Annotated in this window: 19 protein-coding genes; 10 read left to right on the top strand and 9 right to left on the bottom strand. The window is 72.1% G+C overall.

From position 1 onward, the window contains the following. Positions 1-9 precede the first annotated feature (9 nt). Positions 10-177, top strand: coding sequence for a hypothetical protein (locus AQI95_RS49490; RefSeq protein WP_159056671.1), 168 nt, complete (start codon positions 10-12; stop codon positions 175-177). Next, on the top strand, positions 174-1,085 hold the full coding sequence (locus tag AQI95_RS40015; RefSeq protein WP_067135771.1) for a Gfo/Idh/MocA family protein: 912 nt from the start codon (positions 174-176) through the stop codon (positions 1,083-1,085). The genes AQI95_RS49490 and AQI95_RS40015 overlap by 4 nt, the downstream gene beginning before the upstream one ends. Here the strand turns inward: AQI95_RS40015 and lnt are convergent. From lnt to AQI95_RS40000, 3 genes are all read right to left on the bottom strand, one after another. Beyond that, positions 1,003-2,577 (bottom strand): apolipoprotein N-acyltransferase, encoded by a 1,575-nt coding sequence (gene lnt / locus AQI95_RS40010; protein ID WP_067135769.1) that lies wholly within the window; start codon positions 2,575-2,577, stop codon positions 1,003-1,005. The two genes, AQI95_RS40015 and lnt, sit on opposite strands and share 83 nt — an antisense overlap. A 151-nt stretch (positions 2,578-2,728) precedes the next feature. Beyond that, positions 2,729-3,205 (bottom strand): nuclear transport factor 2 family protein, encoded by a 477-nt coding sequence (locus tag AQI95_RS40005; RefSeq protein WP_067135768.1) that lies wholly within the window; start codon positions 3,203-3,205, stop codon positions 2,729-2,731. A gap of 253 nt (positions 3,206-3,458) precedes the next feature. Further along, the gene (locus tag AQI95_RS40000; RefSeq protein WP_067135767.1) at positions 3,459-4,412 is read right to left on the bottom strand and encodes a DUF5996 family protein; all 954 of its coding nucleotides are present in this window, start codon (positions 4,410-4,412) and stop codon (positions 3,459-3,461) included. Between the two features lie 332 nt (positions 4,413-4,744). On the opposite strand from AQI95_RS40000, the gene AQI95_RS39995 reads away from it, so the two are divergent. Further along, entirely contained in the window at positions 4,745-5,962 is a 1,218-nt protein-coding gene (locus AQI95_RS39995) for a PP2C family protein-serine/threonine phosphatase (protein ID WP_425264964.1), read from the top strand. A gap of 262 nt (positions 5,963-6,224) precedes the next feature. On the opposite strand, the gene AQI95_RS45725 is transcribed toward AQI95_RS39995, so the two are convergent. The 3 genes from AQI95_RS45725 to AQI95_RS39985 all read right to left on the bottom strand — a co-directional run bounded on the left by AQI95_RS45725 (position 6,225) and on the right by AQI95_RS39985 (position 8,138). After that, positions 6,225-6,404, bottom strand: coding sequence for a hypothetical protein (locus tag AQI95_RS45725; RefSeq protein ID WP_079071858.1), 180 nt, complete (start codon positions 6,402-6,404; stop codon positions 6,225-6,227). A gap of 204 nt (positions 6,405-6,608) precedes the next feature. Next, the gene (locus AQI95_RS39990; protein ID WP_067135766.1) at positions 6,609-7,484 is read right to left on the bottom strand and encodes an undecaprenyl-diphosphate phosphatase; all 876 of its coding nucleotides are present in this window, start codon (positions 7,482-7,484) and stop codon (positions 6,609-6,611) included. A gap of 183 nt (positions 7,485-7,667) precedes the next feature. Further along, positions 7,668-8,138 carry a winged helix-turn-helix transcriptional regulator gene (locus AQI95_RS39985; RefSeq protein WP_067135764.1) on the bottom strand — a complete coding sequence of 157 codons (471 nt, stop codon included), beginning with the start codon at positions 8,136-8,138 and terminating at the stop codon, positions 7,668-7,670. A 125-nt stretch (positions 8,139-8,263) separates the two neighbouring features. On the opposite strand from AQI95_RS39985, the gene AQI95_RS39980 reads away from it, so the two are divergent. Further along, positions 8,264-9,433, top strand: a complete 1,170-nt coding sequence (locus AQI95_RS39980) for a thiolase family protein (protein WP_067135761.1) — start codon at positions 8,264-8,266, stop codon at positions 9,431-9,433. A gap of 63 nt (positions 9,434-9,496) precedes the next feature. Here AQI95_RS39980 and AQI95_RS39975 read toward each other — a convergent pair whose 3' ends face one another. Then, a complete protein-coding gene (locus AQI95_RS39975; protein WP_067135759.1) occupies positions 9,497-10,270 on the bottom strand; it encodes a TVP38/TMEM64 family protein in 774 nt (257 codons plus the stop codon). 167 nt (positions 10,271-10,437) lie between these two features. Between AQI95_RS39975 and AQI95_RS39970 the strand changes: the two genes are divergently transcribed. From AQI95_RS39970 to AQI95_RS39960, 4 genes are all read left to right on the top strand, one after another. Continuing rightward, positions 10,438-11,172, top strand: a complete 735-nt coding sequence (locus AQI95_RS39970; protein ID WP_067135757.1) for a DNA alkylation repair protein — start codon at positions 10,438-10,440, stop codon at positions 11,170-11,172. A gap of 21 nt (positions 11,173-11,193) precedes the next feature. Next, a complete protein-coding gene (locus AQI95_RS47645) occupies positions 11,194-11,343 on the top strand; it encodes a hypothetical protein (RefSeq protein ID WP_159056670.1) in 150 nt (49 codons plus the stop codon). Positions 11,344-11,442: 99 nt separating this feature from the next. After that, positions 11,443-12,615 carry an elongation factor Tu gene (gene tuf / locus AQI95_RS39965; protein WP_067135755.1) on the top strand — a complete coding sequence of 391 codons (1,173 nt, stop codon included), beginning with the start codon at positions 11,443-11,445 and terminating at the stop codon, positions 12,613-12,615. An 88-nt stretch (positions 12,616-12,703) separates the two neighbouring features. Continuing rightward, on the top strand, positions 12,704-13,549 hold the full coding sequence (locus tag AQI95_RS39960; RefSeq protein WP_067135753.1) for a spermidine synthase: 846 nt from the start codon (positions 12,704-12,706) through the stop codon (positions 13,547-13,549). Positions 13,550-13,694: 145 nt separating this feature from the next. On the opposite strand, the gene AQI95_RS39955 is transcribed toward AQI95_RS39960, so the two are convergent. Beyond that, a complete protein-coding gene (locus AQI95_RS39955) occupies positions 13,695-14,759 on the bottom strand; it encodes a DUF8017 domain-containing protein (protein WP_067135751.1) in 1,065 nt (354 codons plus the stop codon). Between the two features lie 125 nt (positions 14,760-14,884). On the opposite strand from AQI95_RS39955, the gene AQI95_RS39950 reads away from it, so the two are divergent. After that, complete coding sequence (locus AQI95_RS39950) at positions 14,885-15,337, top strand: DUF4442 domain-containing protein (RefSeq protein WP_208614381.1); 453 nt, start codon at positions 14,885-14,887, stop codon at positions 15,335-15,337. A gap of 63 nt (positions 15,338-15,400) precedes the next feature. Here the strand turns inward: AQI95_RS39950 and galU are convergent, their stop codons facing one another. Next, complete coding sequence (gene galU / locus AQI95_RS39945) at positions 15,401-16,357, bottom strand: UTP--glucose-1-phosphate uridylyltransferase GalU (protein ID WP_067135877.1); 957 nt, start codon at positions 16,355-16,357, stop codon at positions 15,401-15,403. Positions 16,358-16,662: 305 nt separating this feature from the next. On the opposite strand from galU, the gene AQI95_RS39940 reads away from it, so the two are divergent. Then, entirely contained in the window at positions 16,663-18,636 is a 1,974-nt protein-coding gene (locus AQI95_RS39940) for an RICIN domain-containing protein (RefSeq protein ID WP_067135747.1), read from the top strand. Positions 18,637-18,906: the final 270 nt, after the last annotated feature.

Genomic DNA, 18,906 nt, shown 5'->3' with positions numbered 1-18,906 from the left:
CGCCTGAACATGGCCGGCAACCCCACCGTCCTGGCCCTGCGCAACCTCTCGATCGCGGCCCTTGCGCAGGCCGGGCCCGCCCTCTTCCTGCGCGGCTTCGACGGCATCGCCGACTGGCGGCCCCCGTATGCTGCCCAGGAGGCACACGCGGGCACGCGGCACAGGGAGGGCATGTGAAGGTCGGCTGCATCGGACTCGGGGACATCGCGCAGAAGGCGTATCTGCCGGTGCTGGGAGCGCAGCCGGGGATCGACCTGCATCTGCAGACCCGGACGCCCGCCACCCTCGACCGGGTCGCGGACACCCTGCATCTGCCGGCCGAGCGGCGGCACACCACGCTGGACTCGCTGCTGGCCGTCGGCCTCGACGCGGCCTTCGTGCATGCGCCGACCGCCGTCCACCCCGAGATCGCCACCCGGCTGCTCCAGGCGGGAGTACCGACGTACGTGGACAAGCCGCTCGCCTACGAACTCGCCGACTCCGAACGGCTCGTGGCCCTCGCCGAAGAGCGCGGGGTCTCCCTCTTCGTCGGTTTCAACCGCCGCTACGCCCCCGGCTACGCGCAGTGCCTGGAGCACCCGCGCGAGCTGATCCTCATGCAGAAGAACCGGATCGGACTGCCCGAGGAACCCCGCTCGATGATCCTGGACGACTTCATCCATGTCGTCGACACCCTGCGCTTCCTCGTGCCCGGCCCGGTCGACGACGTCGTCGTGCGCGCCCGCGTCGAGGACGGACTGATGCACCACGTGGTGCTCCAGCTCGGCGGCGACGGCTTCACCGCGCTCGGTGTGATGAACCGGCTGAGCGGCTCAACGGAGGAGGTTCTGGAGGTCTCCGGGCAGGACACCAAGCGGCAGGTGCTCAACCTCGCCGAGGTGGTCGACCACAAGGGCCAGCCGAGCGTGCGCCGGCGCGGCGACTGGACGCCGGTCGCCCGGCAACGCGGCATCGAGCAGGCGGTCCTCACCTTCCTCGACGCCGTGCGCGCCGGAAAGGTGCTCAGCGCCCGGGACGCGCTGGCGACTCATGAACTGTGCGAGCGGGTGGTGCGAGCGGTGCGGGACCGTTCCGGCGCAGCCTGAGCGCTCTGCCCCCTTCCGTCGCGCACAGCGCGGTCAGCACCAGGAGCGCGCCGTGCACCGGCCAGTCGCCGAAGCGGACGTACGGCGTGGTGCCGTGTGCGAGCGGAACGTCGTACACGTGGGCGGTGCTCGCGTCGGTGCCGAGCCACGGCCCGAGCCGCTCGCCGCTCGGCCCGTAGACGGCGGAGACTCCGGTGAGGGTCGCGTGCACCATCGGGCGGCCGGTCTCGGCGGCTCGCAGCGCGGCCAGTGAGGCGTGCTGCTCCGGCGCCCAGCTGCCCTGGAAGGACGAGGTGGAGGACTGGCCGAGCAGGACATCGGCGCCGTCCTGGGCCAGATGCCGGCTCATGTCGGGGAAGGCCGTCTCGAAGCAGATCAGCGGGCCGATCCGCAGCCCGTGCCCGGCGTTCATCACGACCTGCTCGGTGCCGCGCCTGCGGTCCTCGGCGGCGGCCCTGCCGACCGAGGTGGCCCAGCCGAGCAGCGAGCGGGCCGGTATGTACTCGCCGAAGGGCACGAGCCGCATCTTGTCGTAGCGGTAGCCGGTCAGGCCGTCGGGGCCGACCAGCACCGAACTCTTGTAGATGCCGGGCCGGTCGGAGCGGTGGGCGTCCACGTTCACCAGGACATCGGCGCCGGTCGTGCGGGAGAGCGCGGCGATCCGCCGGGTCAGATCGGGCCGGTCGCCCAGATCGAAGCCGACGCTGGACTCGCCCCACACGACCAGGTCGACGTGCCGGCCGGCGAGCTGCCGGGTCAGCTGCTCCTCCCGGGCGAAACGCTGGTCGCCGCTGTCCTGCCCGTCCACGATCCCCGGCTGCACGACGGCGATCCGGACCCGCCCGTCGACCTGCGGATGCGGCGCCCACACCCACGCGGCCGAGGTCGCGGCGGCCGTGGCGACCAGCGAGGCCACGGCCGGTACACGCGCCTCGCGCACGGACAGCAGCACGGCCGCCGCCACGTTGACGGCCACCACCAGGAAGCTGAGCAGCCACACCCCGCCGACCGAGGCCAGCCGCAGCGCCGGCGACACCTGCCACTGGCTGGCGCCCAGCATGCCCCACGGCCCGCCGAGCCCCTGCCAGGACCGCACCAGCTCGACCATCAGCCAGGCCGACGGCAGCACCAGCAGCGCGGCGGCTCCCCGGCCCGGCGTCGGCCGCTCGCCGAGGAAGCGGCGCACCAGCCAGCCCCAGGGGGCCCACAGCGCGCCCAGCAGGGCGGCGATCAGGAAGATGAACACATGCAGGCTCGGCAGCAGCCAGTGGTGCACGGCCACCAGGAAGCCGAAGCCACCGCTCCAGCCGTCGTACGCGGCCCGCCGCCCGGTCGGTGCCGAGCGGGCGAGCAGGATCCAGGGGACCAGGGCGACGTAGGCGAACCACCACAGTGCGGGGGCGGGGAATGCCAGTACGGGCAGGGCCCCGGCGAGGGCGGCGACGGCGGAGCGCCGCCAGGGGGAGGTGAGCCAGTGGTCGATCGTCCTCATGGGGACCCTCCCTACCCAGCCTGCACTTCCAGTGTGCGCGCCGGGGCCGAGCTGTGACAGGGGACCGCCTGGGGGCCCTGGAGCGCGGGTGGGGATGCCGACGGGCGGCCACGGGCCCGTCGCCGTTGTTCGCGCGGTTCCCCCGCGCCCCTTACGGGGTTGTCGCCCCCTGCGCCGGAAGGCGGCGCCACTTCTCCTCCACGACCACCTCGCGCAGCCGCCAGCCCTCCGGTGTGCGCAGCAGCGCGAAGCCGTATCTGCCGCCGCACACCAGGTCCGGCGCGGTGGGGCCGTCGTCGGTGGCGAAACGCATGGGGTTGAGGTAGTCGGCCCGTACCGAGGCCGTGTCGCCTGTGTCGTGCTCCATGATGTCGAAGCGCACCCGGCGGTTGACGATCAGATGCTGGCGCATGGAGAACAGCGCCAGGCTCTCGGCGAGCCACTCGGCGATCTGGCCCGCATGGCCCTCGATGCCGCCGGCCGAGCGGTAGTCGGCCCGTCCGTCCCTCGTGAACAGTCTCTGGTATGCCGTCCAATCGCCGTCGTCCACCGCCACCGCGTACGCGGTGATCAGCTCGTCCACGGCCAGCCGGTCCACCACGGCCGCCAGCTCCGCACGCTGCGTCATCGGCACAGTTTTGGGCATGGCGGGCCTGGAGCCAAGAGGCGCGCGGGGACATTCGGTGGTATCGGGATATTCGGTGGTGCGGGGCATGGCCGGGATCCGCCACGCGTCATCGAGGAAGCGATGGGCCGACTGGACTCCGGCGAAGTGCGCGATCTGGACCAGCTCGACGCCGAGGCTCGGGATGACCTCCTTGCCGGCGATCCTGCCAGGGAAGACCAGCCGGCCGCTTCCGAGTCAGGAAGCTCCACCTGAGTCAGCCGTGCTGGTGCTCGACGAGCGAGGGCGGTGTCCTGCTCATGTACCAACCCTCGACGCGGGGTCCGACGAGGTCGGACGGCCAGCCTGCCGTCTCGACGGCGGCGTCGTAGACGGCGTCACCGAACGCCACGATGGCCTGGTGCGGGTCCGCTGTCTCCCTGAGCCTGGCCCACGGCAGACGAACCAGACCGGCGTCGGGATGCCAGGCGGCGCCCTCAACGCCCCAGGACCGGCCCCCGAGACCGTCCGGCTGGGGCCAGATGTATGCGTACATGCCCACGTTCGGAGCCTTGGCGTCCCCGAAGGAGAATCCCACCGACACGTACGCGTCGAGCTGGGCGTTCTGCATGAACGGCGGCTGGTGGGCCGGCGGCACGGTGGGCTGCGCCCGGTAACGCGTGGCGGACAGGTCGAAGCCGCCCCACATCACACCGACCCGGGGGCGGTGTCCCAGGAAGGGAGCCTGCCACGCCTCGAGCCCGTCAGCGGCGAGGTTCAACGCTGTCCAGATCAGCCGGGCCGCGTGGCCGTCCCAGGTGCGCTCGACGCGATCGTCCTCGAAGCGCGGCGGGGCATCCGGAATCTCGCAGATCAACGAGCTGCGCGGTCGGTGTATGCCGAGCTCGTCCGCCGCCTCGCAGAAGGACGCGTAGAACATGGCGACTGATCCCTCGGACAATGGCACCGTCCGCGAGCCGTTGTCGGCCTCGATGACCACCCCACCGTCGAGCAGGCTGTAGTGCACTGTGAAGGTCACTCCGCGCTGCCGAAGGGTCGGCGTGCTGAGCCCCCGGGGGGTGACATCGAGGACGATGTTTCCCCAGCCGGCTTCGAAGGGCTCGTCGAGGGTGTACTTGCCTGCGACCTGTACCACCCGGTTCACGTAGTCGACCATGGGCGCCAGGTCCTCATATACCAGCGTCGGCCACGCATTGAGACGTTCGCTCACAGAGAGCCTCCCAGCGTGTCGATGGGATCAGCGGGAGGGGACGTCCGGTGATGCGCCCGCGTCGCCATGCAGCGACGAGCGGGCCTCGGACACCGAACTGCGATCCAATACCCCATTCTCACACGCAGGTCAGGGCCGTGCCCACTCGGTGGCACCGGACGTTTGACGAGCTCGGCCGGTAGCCGGGATGCGCCACCGCCACCTGATCCCATCGGGCCCCGCCGGGGGAGCACGGTTTCCGGGAGCGAGCGCCGCCGTCCTCGCCCTCCCTCACCACCGGCCTGCCCGACGTGAGACAGGTCGGGGTCGGTGTGAGACTGGGCAGGGAAGAGGTGATCCCCGTGTCGGACCCACCGCACGCGTCCTCCGGTTCCGACACCGCCGTCGACGAGAATCGGCTGGAAGAGCTGGTCATCGAGGCGCAGAGCGCTCTGCCGGTCGAACTGCCCGCCCTGGCGAACCGGTGCGCCTCGTCCCTCGGGTTCGACACCGCGCTGATCTACCTCGTCGACCTGCAGCAACGGCTGCTCATCCCACTCGACGAGGCCTTGGACCCGTTGCCGGTGGACCGCTCGTCGGCCGGCTGGGCGTACCGCACGGTCTCCCCGCGGGTGGCCGAGGCCGACGGCGGACTGGTGCTCTGGATGCCTCTGGTCGACGGTGCGGAGCGGCTGGGCGTGCTGGCGGTCCGGACCGCCTCGCTCGACGGGGTGCGGATGCGCCGCAGCCGGATGCTGGCCCATCTGTTCGCCATGCTGATCACCTCCAAGCGGGCCTACAGCGACTGGCTCGCCGCCCGGACCCGCACCACGACCATGCAGTTGCCCGCCGAGATGCTGCGGGCTTTCCTGCCGCCCCGCACCATCGGCAGCAGCAGGTGCGTGTCGACCGCGGTCATGGAACCGGCGTACGACATCGCCGGTGACGCCTTCGACCACTCGGTGGTCAAGAACATCCTGCACACCATGATCCTCGACGCCATGGGCCACGACCTGACCGCCGGGCTGACCACGTCGGTCGCCATGGCGGCGGCGCGCAACGCCCGCCGGGGCGGCGGTGACCTGGCCGATGTCGTCGGCTCCGTCGACCAGGCGCTCGCCGAGTGGCTGCCCGACCACTTCTGCACCGGTGTGCTGTGTCGGCTCGACGCCGAGACTGGGGTGCTGCGCTGGGTCAACTGCGGTCACCCCCCACCGCTGTTGATCCGTGCCGAGCGGGTGCTCACCGGCGCGCTGGACAGCCCTCCGCAGCCGCCGATCGGCCTGGCGGTCCCACTCGCCCCGGCGGCTCGGCAGGTCCACGAGACGACCCTGGAACCGGGCGATTGCGTCCTGCTCTACACCGACGGTGTGGTGGAGGCCCGCGACACGGACGGTGCGGAGTTCGGCCTCGACCGGTTCACCGACTTCATCATCCGCTCCTCCGCCGCCGGACAGCGCCCGGCCGAGGTGCTGCGGCTGCTCATCCACGCCGTCCTCGACTACCAGCGCGACCAACTGCACGACGATGTGACGATCCTGCTCTTCGAATGGCGCCCGCAGTACTGGTGACGCGGTAGCGCGCCGGGGCCGCCGCGGTGCCGAGACCGACCGGGGTGGCTTCGAGCGGGCCCCGCGCGACGCCTGTCCGTCGCGCTGCGTCCGGGACCTGCACGAGGACCAGGCTTTCCGGAGGCGGCAGTTGAGGGAGTCTCCGGCTCGTGTCGAGTGGGACCCGAGCAGGAGCCGAACCATGCTCGGCTGTTCCACCGGTCGTGTGCGAGCCCAGCCCTTCGGACCCGGGGCGTCCGGTTGCCGTGCCGCCCGGCCGGGGTCAGGCCGCCTTGATCACCTCGCCGCGGATCGCAGCGGCCCACTCGACCACCAACAGCTCGTACTCCGCGCGTTCCTGGGTCGACAGGGTGCCGCCCGCACGCAGCCACAGCGCCCGGATCTGCTCGTTCACCTCGGCGGCAGACCGCACGGAACCAGAGGGCAGGGAATCGGGGGACATGCGGACAGCCTAGGGGCAAGCACTGACACTGCGCTACCGCCCGGCTACCCAGAAGGTATGGGGTTGGTCACCGCCGTTCGGAGGCCTCGTCCTCGGTCGATCCAGGCCACCGGGCATATGCCCTGCGGGACCGCTCCGTTCGGGCCGTTGGAGATGTCCGAAACAGCGGCGGCGCACAGGGGCCGGGGCGGGGCCCCGCCTCGCTCAGCCCGCCGACTCCGCCGCGTGCGGGCTCAGGACGCCCGCCGAGACCAGGGCGATGATCACCACGCCGAGGGCCACGCGGTACCAGACGAACGGCATGAAGCTCTTGTGGGAGATCCATTTCATGAACCAGGCGATGACCGCGTATCCCGAGGCGAACGCGATGACCGTCGCCAACAGGGTGGGCCCCCAGGCCACATGACCCTCGCCCACCGAGTCCTTCACCTCGAACGCGCCCGAGGCGAGCACCGCCGGGATGGCGAGGAGGAAGGAGTAGCGCGCCGCGTCCTCCCGCTTGTAGCCCATGAACAGGCCGCCGCTGATGGTCGCTCCGGAGCGGGAGACGCCCGGGACGAGCGCGCAGGCCTGGCACAGGCCGTAGATCAGGCCGTCCCGCACGCCCAGGTTCTCCAGCGTCTTGCGCTGTTTGGGCGCGCGGTGCCGGCCGCCGGTCTCGTCACGGGCCGCGAGACGGTCGGCGACGCCGATGACCAGGCCGACGACGATCAGCATGGTGGCGGTGACCCGCAGATCGCGGAACGGCCCCTCGATCTGGTCCTTCAAGGTCACGCCCAGCACGCCGATCGGGATCGAGCCGACGATCACCAGCCAGCCCATCTGGGCGTCGTGGTCCCGGCGCCGCGCCTTGTCGAAGAGCGAGCGGAACCAGGCCGAGACGATCCGGCCGATGTCCCGGCGGAAGTAGATCAGCACCGCGGTCTCCGTGCCGATCTGGGTGATCGCCGTGAAGGCCGCTCCGGGGTCCTTCCAGCCCGAGAACGCCGCGGCCAGCCGCAGATGCGCGCTGGAGGAGACGGGCAGGAACTCGGTCAGCCCCTGGACGAGTCCGAGGACGAGGGATTCAAACCAAGACATGGAGGTACGACGTCCAAGTGCTGATAGGCAAAGAGTAAAGGGTTTATCAAGCGACGAGGGCAGCGTAGCGGGCGGCGTGACCGCGGGGAAACGGGGGGTTGGCGGGTCCGAGGGGGTGGGCGGAGCGGGTTCGGTGGCGCTGTGGAGGGTCGCGGGGCTGCCTCGGCGCACCCGGGCGGAGCGTTACGCCGCCGAAGGGCCGGTGACCGTCCAGCCCGGGACCTGGGCGTGCGCCGTGAGGTCCTCGTGGCGCACCTCGCCGCCGCAGGCCCGGCAGGTGACGACCGGCACGAGTTCGTTGCCGCAGCCGTGCTCGACGGCCATGGGCAGGTCGGTGCCCTTGCGGATGTGGCGGTCGCCCCACTCCTTGAGCGTCATCAGGACCGGCTCCAGTTCGAGGCCCGCCGGTGTGGCCCGGTACTCGAAGCGCTGCGGACGCTCGCTGTAGACGCGCTTGGTGAGGATCCCGGCGTCCACGAGCCGGCGCAGCCGGGTGGCCAGGATGTCGCGCGGGGCGCCGATGTTGCGCACGAGCTGGTCGAAACGGCCGTTGCCCAGACACACCTCGCGCAGTACGAGCAGGGAGTACTTCTCGCCGACCAGGGCGAGGGCGTCGGCGATCGAGCAGGGGCGCGGGTCTTTCGTGGCGGCCATGACGGCCAGTCTAGAGGAGGGTTTGATTTTCCAACTCTGCGAGTTATCGTGGGTCCAGATTTCCTACTCACTGGTAGCTGCCGTATCCCGCTACGGACAGCCGGACGGCCAAGGAGGCCCGCGCCATGCGCGACGCAGTGATCGTCGAAGCCGTACGCACCCCCATCGGCAAGGGCAAGCCCAACGGCTCCCTCGCCCATGTCCACCCCGTGCAACTGCTCGCCCACACCCTGCGCACCCTGGTCGAGCGCTCCGGCGTCGACCCCGCGCTGGTCGACGACGTCATCGGCGGCACCGTCGACCAGGTCGGCGAGCAGGCCATGAACACCACCCGGTACGCCGTCCTCGCCGCGGGCTTCCCGGACACGGTCCCCGCGACCACCGTGGACCGCCAGTGCGGCTCCTCCCAGCAGGCCGTGCACTTCGCCGCGCAGGGCGTCATGTCGGGCGCCTACGACCTCGTCGTCGCCTGCGGTGTGGAGTCGATGAGCCGGGTGCCGATGTGGTCCAACGTGCCCGCCGGGAAGGACCCGTTCGGGCCCGGCGTCGCCGAGCGCTACCCCGAGGGCCTCGTCCCGCAGGGGATCAGCGCCGAGCTGATCGCCGCCAAGTGGTCCCTCACGCGGGCGCGGATGGACGAGTTCGCGGTCTCCTCGCACCACAAGGCCGCCGCCGCGTGGCAGGCGGGCCTCTTCGACGCCGAGGTCGCGCCGCTGGACGGCGTCACCAGCGACGAGTGCGTACGGCCCGGCAGCACCCCGGAGATCCTCGCCGGCCTCAAGCCCGCCTACTACGACCCCGCCTTCGCCGAACGCTTCCCGCAGATCGACTGGAGCGTCACCGCGGGCAACGCCAGCCCGATCAACGACGGCGCCTCCGCCGTCCTGATCACCTCCAGCGAGACCGCGGCCCGCCTCGGCCTGCGCCCGCTCGCCCGCCTGCACAGCTTCGCCGTCACCGGCTCCGACCCGCTGCTCATGCTCACCGGCGTGATCCCGGCGACCGAGAAGGTCCTGCGCCGGGCCGGGCTGACCCTCGACGACATCGACCTCTTCGAGATCAACGAGGCGTTCTCCAGCGTCGTCCTGGCCTGGCAGCAGGAGACCGGTGCCGACCTCGCCAGGGTCAATGTGCACGGCGGCGCCATCGCCCTCGGCCACCCGCTCGGTGCCAGCGGCACCCGGCTGACCACCACCCTGGTCCACGCGATGCGTGAACGCGGTGCCCGCTACGCCCTGCAGACCATGTGCGAGGCGGGCGGACTGGCCAACGCGATGGTGCTGGAAGCCGCCTGAGCGGTGGGTGCCGTGACGCGTCGCCGGTCGTCCCGTCGCGGCGGGCCCTGCCCCTTCGGGTGCCTACTGCGAGCGCAGATGGTGACGCTTGCGCCAGGCCACCACCGAGCCCAGCAGCGCCGGTACGGCGATGCAGGCCATCGCGATCAGGAAGGCGGGGGACGTCGGCGTGGCGGCGCGGGCCCCGGCGACCGCGTAGGCGGCGGTGTTCGGGACCGAGCCGACGGCCGTGGCCAGCAGGAACGGCCACCAGCGCATCCGGGAGACGGCCGCGCAGTAGTTCGCCGCCCAGAACGGCACCCCCGGAAAGAGCCGGGCCGCCAGCATGGACCGGAATCCGTGCCGGCTCAGCTGCCCGTCGGCCGCCTTCAGCCAGCGGCCCCGCAGCAGCGGACGCAGCGCGTCCTGCCCGAGCGCCCGGCCGAGCCCGAACGCCACGCCCGCTCCGAGCACCGTGCCCGCCAGCGCGGTCGTGAGCCCCAGCTGCGAGCCGAACAGCGCGCCCGCGGCCAGGTTGAGCAGGGGCCGCGGCACGAACGCCACGGTGCACAGCCCGTACGCCACCGTGAACACCGCGGCTGCCGCGGCCCCGCCGAGCTGCGGCGGCCAGCCGTGGGTCAGCAGCCGCTGCGGCTCGAAGACCAGCACGCCCGCGGCGGCACCGGCGAGCAGGGCGAGCAGCAGGCCGAGCCGGACGTAGGGGTACGCCGACGCTCGTGCGGGGCGGCCGGCGGGAAGGGCGCCGGGCAGGCGCGCCGCAGGTGCGGCGAACTCCGTGGCGGTGGCCCCCGCGGGGGCCGTTACGGTACCCCCGGAGCGGTCCGTTGCATCGGGCATCCGGTGACACTAACCCACCTGTGCGTGTGATCGCCGCCCTGGGCCCCGGGTGCCCGTTTCACCGCCGGTACCTCCAGGCGACGCCTGTACGGAGGGGGTTGCACGCCCCGTCGGGCCGGGCGCCGCGCCGTCGCGGACGCCCCGGCGGCGAACGTATATTCGACAGTATGGCTCGTGTCACGACCGTCACCGGTGCGACCCCGCCGGACGTGCCGCGCAGTGCGCTCGCCGACACCGTCCTGGCCCGCGTGACGGCCCTGCTCCCGCCCGCTTCCGATCCCGGGCGGGCCGACGCGATGCGGGCGTACATGAAGGACGTGGCGCCCTTCCTCGGCATCCCCACCCCGGCCCGCCGCGCCCTGTCCCGCACCGTCCTCGCGGGCACGCCCCGGCCCGACGAGGCCGACTGCACCGCGATCGCGCTGCGCTGCTGGGCGCTGCCCGAGCGCGAGTACCACTACTTCGCGGTGGACTTCCTGCGCCGGCACGCCGGCCGTCTCTCCTCCGGCTTCCTGCCGGTGGCCCGGCACCTGGTGACGACCCTGCCCTGGTGGGACACCGTCGACCTGCTCGCCGCGCACGTGGTCGGACACCTGGTCGCCGCCGACCCCTCGCTCACCGCGGCCATGGACGCCTGGATCACCGACGGAGACCTGTGGCTGGTGCGCACGGCACTGCTGCACCAGTTGCCCCGCAAGGAAAGCACCGACGCCGACCGGCTGTTCACCTACTGCCTGCTCCAGTCCGGGCACCCCGACTTCTTCGTCCGCAAGGCGATCGGCTGGGCCCTGCGCGAGTACGCCAAGACCGATCCCGAGGCCGTACGGGCCTTCCTGGTGCGGGAGCGGGGCCGGTTCGCCCCGCTGACCGTGCGGGAGGCGCTGAAGAACATCGGCGCCTGAAGCCGCCCCGACGCACGTACGGTGAAAAATCATTCGACGCCGGACATCCGCTGGGCGATGATCGACGGCATGTTCCGGTACGCCTTCCTCCTCGCAGCATCCGCCGTCGCGGATGCGCCGAAGGCTGCCGTCCCGCTCCTCGTGGCCGCTGTCGACGGCGCCCGAAGCTGACCCTCTCCGGACAATCCGGCGGACCCCGCAGGGAGAGGGTCGGCCGGTCCTCGGGGTCCCGCGTTTCTCCCTACGGCTGAGAGGCTTCGAGGTACAGCCATGTCCAAAACGGCCTACGTGCGCACCAAGCCGCACCTGAACATCGGCACCATGGGTCACGTCGACCACGGCAAGACCACCCTGACCGCCGCCATCACCAAGGTCCTCGCCGAGCGCGGCACCGGCACCTTCGTGCCCTTCGACCGCATCGACCGGGCCCCGGAGGAGGCCGCCCGCGGCATCACCATCAACATCGCGCACGTCGAGTACGAGACCGACACCCGGCACTACGCCCACGTGGACATGCCGGGCCACGCCGACTACGTCAAGAACATGGTCACCGGCGCCGCGCAGCTCGACGGGGCGATCCTCGTCGTCTCCGCGCTCGACGGGATCATGCCGCAGACCGCCGAACATGTGCTGCTCGCCCGGCAGGTGGGCGTCGACCACATCGTCGTCGCGCTCAACAAGGCCGACGGCACGGACGACGCGGAACTGGTCGACCTCGTCGAGCTGGAGGTCCGCGACCTGCTCACCGCCCAGGGCTACCCCGGCGACTCCGTACCCGTCGTACGGGTCTCGGGCCTGCGGGCGCTGGCGGGCGACCCGCGCTGGACGGCGTCCGTCGAGGCGCTGCTCGACGCGGTGGACACCTATGTGCCGATGCCGGAGCGCTACCTGGACGCACCGTTCCTGCTGCCGGTGGAGAACGTGCTGACCATCACCGGGCGGGGCACGGTCGTGACCGGTGCGATCGAGCGCGGCGTGGTGCGCGTCGGTGACCGCGTCGACGTGCTCGGTGCGGACGTCCGGACGGTCGTGACCGGGCTGGAGACCTTCGGCAAGCCGATGCAGGAGGCGCAGGCCGGGGACAACGTGGCATTGCTGCTGCGGGGCGTGGCGCGGGACGCGGTCCGGCGCGGGCATGTCGTGGCGGCTCCCGGGAGTGTGGTGCCCGCACGGCGGTTCTCGGCGCGGGTGTATGTGCTGGCCGGGCGTGAGGGCGGTCGTACGACGCCGGTCGCGACCGGATACCGGCCGCAGTTCTACATCCGTACGGCGGATGTGGTGGGGGACGTCGACCTCGGTCCGGTGGGCGTGGCCCGGCCCGGAGAAACCGTGGAGATGACGGTGGAACTGGGACGGGAGGTTCCCTTGGAGCCCGGGCTCGGGTTCGCCGTCCGCGAGGGCGGACGGACCGTCGGAGCGGGGACCGTCATCGCCGTCGGATGAACCGTCGTGGGGAGCTGCGCGCCCGGTGCGGCCGGTCGCGCAGCTCCCCACGCCCCGCGCGGGGGGCTCAATCACCCACAATGGGCGGGTGAACGAATCGATACCCGTCAGCCGTACGACGGACTTCGGCAGCGCCAGACTCATGCCCGACGTCGACCGCCCGCGGGCCTGGCTGCTCACCGTCGACGGGGCTCCGCAGTCGTACGTCGATCTCGATGAGCCGACGCATCTGGAGTTCGAGTACGCGCGACGGCTCGGGTACGTGCTCGATGCCGTGGCCGAGGACGGGCGGGCGCTGGACGTGGTGCACCTCGGGGGAGGGGCGCTGACACTGCCGCGCTATGTGGCGGCCACCCGGCCCGGTTCCCGGCAGGACGTGGTCGAGGCCGACGCCGGGCTGCTGGACCTGGTCGTCGAGCAGCTGCCGCTGCCGGCGGGCTCGGGTGTCGCGCTGCACGCGGCCGACGCCCGGGCCTGGCTGGAGGCGGCCCCGGACGATCACGCCGATGTGCTGATCGCCGACGTGTTCGGCGGGTCCCGGGTGCCGGCGCACCTGACCACGCTCGCCTACGCCCGCGAGGCCGAGCGGGTGCTGCGGCCCGGCGGGGTCTATCTGGCGAACCTCGCCGACGCCGCGCCGTTCGGCTTCCTCCGCTCCCAACTGGCCACGCTCGCCCGGTACTTCGAAGAGCTGCTGCTGATCGCCGAACCGGGCGTGCTGCGCGGCCGGCGGTTCGGCAACGCCGTGCTCGTCGCCTCGCACCGGCCGCTCGACACCGCCGCCCTGGCCCGCCGCACCGCGGCGGACGCCTTTCCGGCGCGGGTCGAACACGGGGCGGCGGTGCGGGAGTTCACCGGCGGTGCGCGGCCCGTCGAGGACGCCGACGCCGTGCCGTCACCCGAGCCCCCCGACGGGGCGTTCGGCATCGGCTGAGGCGGCCTGGGCCCCGGCCGCCGGCTGGGTGCGGCGGGCCAGGGTGCGCGCGGGCCGTGCGGGAGGGGCTCCGGCTTCATCGGGCGACCATTGCCCGCGCATGGCGCGCGGGCAACCGGATCTCGCCCTCACGAGCCGGACCGGCTCACTGGTTCGTCGGGTCTCCGTGCAGCCGGACCGAGCCGAGGATCTTCATGATGGTCGCCTTGGGCACCTCGCCGTTCACTCCCGAGGCCCCGTAGAAGTTGAACGACACATAGTCGTGGGCGGAGTTCTGGAATCCGAAGGTGAGCGCCTTGCCGTCGGTGACGCACTTGCCCTTCTTGGGCGTGTGGGTCGACTGGGCCCAGCCGTAGCTGCCCTTGATGCCCGAATCGGTGGTGAAGGGGGTGGCCTTCTTGTCGAAGGTGATGCTCTTCTTGTCGGGCTGGGTGTAGCCGCCGTAGACCCACCAGGCCGGCGTGTTGATCGCGATCTCGTCGGTGTCCTTGGCGCCGCTCGCGCCCTTGGAGCCCACGACCGCCAGGGGGGTGTCGTCGGTGCGGCCGTCCTTGTCGTCGTCGGAGGTGCACCACTTCGGCTTGTCCTGGGCTGTGCCCGACATGACGATGGCCTTGTCCTTCTCGGTCTTCGGGAAGTCGAAGCCGGTGTCCAGGCCGGGGGCCTGGATCTCCCAGTCCGCGGGCACGTCGTAGGCGACGCCCCACCGGGGGTTCACCACGACCTTCCAGCCGGCGACGGTCGGCTTCTCCGACTGGGTGCCGCGCGGGTCGTCGGTCGCCGACGAGGTGGGCGTGGGCTGGGAGGTGGGTGACTGGCTCGTGTGCTGCCCGCTCTTGCCATTGTCGGCCTGGTTGTTCTTGTCGTCCTTCCCGCCGAGGACGAGATAGCCGGTCACACCGGCGGCGACCACGACCGCCGTGGCCGCGACGATCGCGATCAGCCTCGTGCGGCCACCGCCGCCCTGCGGGGCCTGCGGGACGGGCACGGTGGGCGGCTGCTGCTGCCCCCACTGCTGCTGCTGGCCGTACTGCTGCTGGTCGTACTGCCCGGCCTGCGGATACTGCTGGTACCCGGGCTGCTGGTACGGGTTCGGCTGCTGGTAACCCGGCTGCTGATACGGGTTGTGCTGAGGGTTGCCCTGCTGGTTGTTCTGCGGGTTGCCCTGCGGGTTCTGCGCGCCCCCTGGCGGCTGCTGATCTGGCCACATGGCCAGTAACCCTAGTGCTGTCGGGGACACGATTCGGTCACCGGTCCTCGTCAGGGTGATAGCGATGAGGGGCGAGCTGCGGTTCGTGCTGGCCAGTTTCTGCTACTCGTGAGTAACATGAGGTCATGAGCGCAGACCAGATGTCGATCGGCGAGATGCTCGCCGCCACCGTGCCCATGGCCCGGACGCTGAACCTGGACTTCCAGGAGACCACCCCGGAGAAGGCCGTCGTGTCCCTTCCGGACCAGGACGCCTATCACAACCACGTGGGCGGGCCGCACGCCGGTGCGATGTTCACGCTCGGGGAGTCGGCCAGCGGGGCCATCGTGCTGGCCGCCTTCGGCGACCAGCTGACCCGCGCGGTGCCGCTCGCCGTCCGCGCCGAGATCGCCTACAAGAAGCTGGCGATGGGCGCTGTCACCGCGACCGCCACGCTGGGCCGTACGGCCGCCGAGGTCGTCGCCGAACTGGACGCCGGGCAGCGCCCCGAGTTCCCCGTGGCGGTCGAGATCCGGCGCGCGGACGGCGCCGTCACGAGCGAGATGACCGTCGTCTGGACACTGCGTCCCAACAGCTAGGACCCGCAGGGCGGGTGCCGGGAGAGGGGCTCCGTCGAGAGCCCCTCTTCGCGTCTGTGGCGGTCATGCGGCCCGATGCCCGTCCCGGCTGCCCGGCGCGCGGTCGGTTGCCAGTGCGGCCGTGAACTCCCGGAGCCAGCGCCGGAATTCGGGGCCCAGGTCCGGGCGGTCGCAGGCCAGCCGGACCACGGTGCGCAGATAGTCGGCCTTGTCGCCGGTGTCGTAGCGCAGACCGTCGAAGACGACCCCGTGCACCGTGCCGCCCGCCGCGAGGTCCTGGAGCGCGTCGGTCAGCTGGATCTCGCCGCCGCGGCCCGGCGCGGTGCGCTCCAGGACGTCGAACACGGCCGGGTCGAGGACATAGCGGCCGATGACCGCGTACCGGCTCGGCGCGGTCCCGGGCGCCGGCTTCTCCACCAGACCCGTCACCCGGACCACATCCTCCTCGCCCGTCGCCTCCACCGCCGCGCAGCCGTAGAGGTGGACCTGCTCCGGGGCGACCTCCATCAGCGCCACCACGCTGCCCGCGCGCGCCTCGCGGACCTCCAGCATGCGGCTCAGCAGCGTCTCGCGGGCGTCGATGAGATCGTCGCCGAGGAGGACCGCGAACGGCTGGTTCCCGACGTGGTGGCGGGCGCACAGCACGGCGTGGCCGAGGCCGAGCGGGTCGCCCTGGCGGATGTGGTGGATGTCGGCGAGCCGCGCCGGATCGCGCACCGCGTCCAGCCGCACGGTGTCGCCCTTGGCCGCCAACGCCTGCTCCAGCTCGAAGGCGTTGTCGAAGTGGTCCTCGATGGCGCGCTTGTGCCGTCCGGTGACCATCAGGATGTCGTCCAGGCCCGCCGCGGCCGCCTCCTCGACCACGTATTGGATGGCCGGCTTGTCGACGACCGGCAGCATCTCCTTCGGGGTGGCCTTGGTCGCGGGCAGGAAACGGGTGCCGAGCCCGGCGGCCGGTACGACGGCCTTGCGGACCGTGCCGGGGCGTGCGGGGGTCGCTGAGGAGTGGGGGGCGATCATGCGGCCCATGCTGGGGGGCGCGGATGAGAGCGCGCCCGGAGATACATGGGAACCGCCTGTGAAGTGATACCGGCGGTAACTGTCATGCAATTCGCCGACTTTGAAGTCGAGTCATTCGAACTTCTTGTTTCCTATGAGTCGCGTGTGCGAAGGTGAGCCTCCCTGCGGGAGGGCAAAGGCGGGCGCCGAGCGCCCAGGCCGGCCCTTTAGGTATGTACCAGATCCAGGTATGCACCACATCGGCACTGCTTTCCGACAGGACGGCATTCCACGTGCTGTCCTGCGGCTGGAAAGGAAATGGTTCCGTGCAGTCCCCTCACCCCCCACGCCCGCCGTACCCGCCACTGCCCGGAGCGCCCGGGGAGTCCGACCGTGATCTCGTCGCCGGACTCGGCGGCCCGCACCACGTCCGCCATCACGCCGTCGCCCTGCTCCTGGCCCGTCACTGGCGGGCCGCCCGCGACTACGCCGTCGTCTGCCTGGCCTCGGCCGGTCCCACCGCCCAACTCGTCGCCACCGCCGCCTTCCACGAGGTCCTCGGCCGGATGGCCGGCGGAGCGATCGGCGGCGCCCTGCGCCCCCAGCTGCTGGTCGCCGTCCGTGACACCGTCCGCGCCTGGGCGGCGGACGAAGCCGCCTGCGCGACGCTGCCGGAATTGCGCCGCCCCACCGGAGGTCGCGGACTGCGCGCGACGAAGCCCGGAACGCCGGAAAGGCGACAACTCGCCGAACGCGCATTCCGGGCCCTTCCCGGCGCCTCGCAATGCCTTCTCTGGCACATCGAGGTCGAAGCCGAACCCATATACATACCCGCCGGTCTGCTGGGCATCGCCCCGGCCACCGCGACGGCCGCCCTGGCACTGGCGCGCGAGCAATTCCGAGGAGGTTGCGTACGCGCCCACCGAGAACTCGCGCCCTCCAGGGAATGCCGCTTCTACAACCGGCTCCTGGACGTCCCTCTGCGCCGCGGCGGCGCCCTGCTGCCGGATGTCCGACAGCATCTGACGGTCTGTGCGTACTGCCGGCACGCCGCCGAGACCTTCGCCCGGTTCGAAGACGGTCTCGGCCTCCTGCTCGCCGAGACCGTGCTCGGCTGGGGAGCCCGCCGCTACCTCGACGCGCGACCCGGACGCGTCCCCGCCGAGGAGGCGCCGCCCGCGCCCGACCCGGCGGCGACGGCACCCGGCGGCAGACACCGCACCGCGCACGGCGGCCGCCACCGCACCGCCGTGGCCGTCGGCGTCGGACTGACCTCGCTCGCGCTGCTCGCCACCGTCCTCGTGGTCAGAAGCTGGTCCGATGACAACGGTGTCCCCGCGCCGGGCGACACCTGGGGCGCCCCTGCCGGCCGCACCACCCGGCCCGGCGACGCCCGATCCGTCACCTCGCCCTCCGCCGCCTCCGCCGCCTCGGTCGGCGACCCCGTCGAGATCGCCCACGGCGGCCTGCGCGACCTCCGCTCCGGCCGCTGCCTGGACGTGCGCGGGGACGGTGCCGAGGCCGGCGCGGGCGTCGGCCTCGCGCCGTGCACGTCCGCCGCGACGCAACAGTGGTCGTACCGGGACGACGGACTGCTGCGCAGCGCCGCCGACCCGTCCCTGTGCCTGGCCGCCGACCCCGGCACCAGGAACGTCGTGCTGGCAGGCTGCGTCGTACACGCCGGGGAGGTGACGTACGACTTCACCGTGCGTGGCGAGATTCTGCTCCGCGGGCAGGAGGGCCTCGCGCTCGCTCCCGGCCCCGGCGGTACGACGGCCCGGGTCGGGCTGGCGCCGCGCGACGGCTCGCCGGAGCAGCGCTGGGTGCTGGATCCGGGTGTGTACGGGCTACGGCGGCCCGACGCGGCGGTGCCCGGCGCTCCCGCCTCCCCGGGCAGCACCGGCGGTACCCCGGGGGCTGACGGTGTCCGAGGGGTTCCCGGTGTCGTCGGTCCTGCGGGCGAGGCCAGGGCGTCGGACGGGGCGCCGGGCGGGGCGGATGCGCCGGGGGACGGGCAGCCGGGCCGTCCGGACGGCGGCTTCGGGGGCGTGCCGCACGCGGGTCCGTCGCGCGGGATGCCGCAGGGCGCGGGCGAGGGCGGCGACGGCGGGGGCGGTGGGCCCGGCGAATCGGGTGCGGCGGGCGAGACCCGGATCGCTCAGGTCCGCACCGAGCGCGACCGGCGGTGGGCCGGTCCCGTGTCGCCCGGTGAGGTGATGCGCGCGGCCCACGACGTCCTGTCGCCGATCGCCCCCACCGTCGCCGCACCGGCGACGATCGCGGGGGCGCTGCTGGGGTGACCTGCCGCGCACTGTCTCCCGAAGGCCGGACCGCGTTCGAGCCACAGCGGCGAAGTCATGCGGAATTTACAGATGCCGACCGAATGTCCCGGCGCGTTGCGGCCGGGTGAGTGCACGGTGAAGCGGCCGGACGCTTTGACGGGGTTGTGGTGGTGTGGCGCGTGGACCCGGGTGGTCCCGCGCCTGCACCCGTGGGCGGAATGACGGCGTTTCCGGTTCTTGCGGGGAATTCGACCACCTGGCCGAATCGATGTCACCGGCCGTGAAATG

The organism is Streptomyces yokosukanensis, assembly GCF_001514035.1.
GTDB lineage: Bacteria > Actinomycetota > Actinomycetes > Streptomycetales > Streptomycetaceae > Streptomyces > Streptomyces yokosukanensis.
Note: the sequence above shows the minus strand (reverse complement) of the source record. Positions and strands in the feature narration are given on the sequence as shown.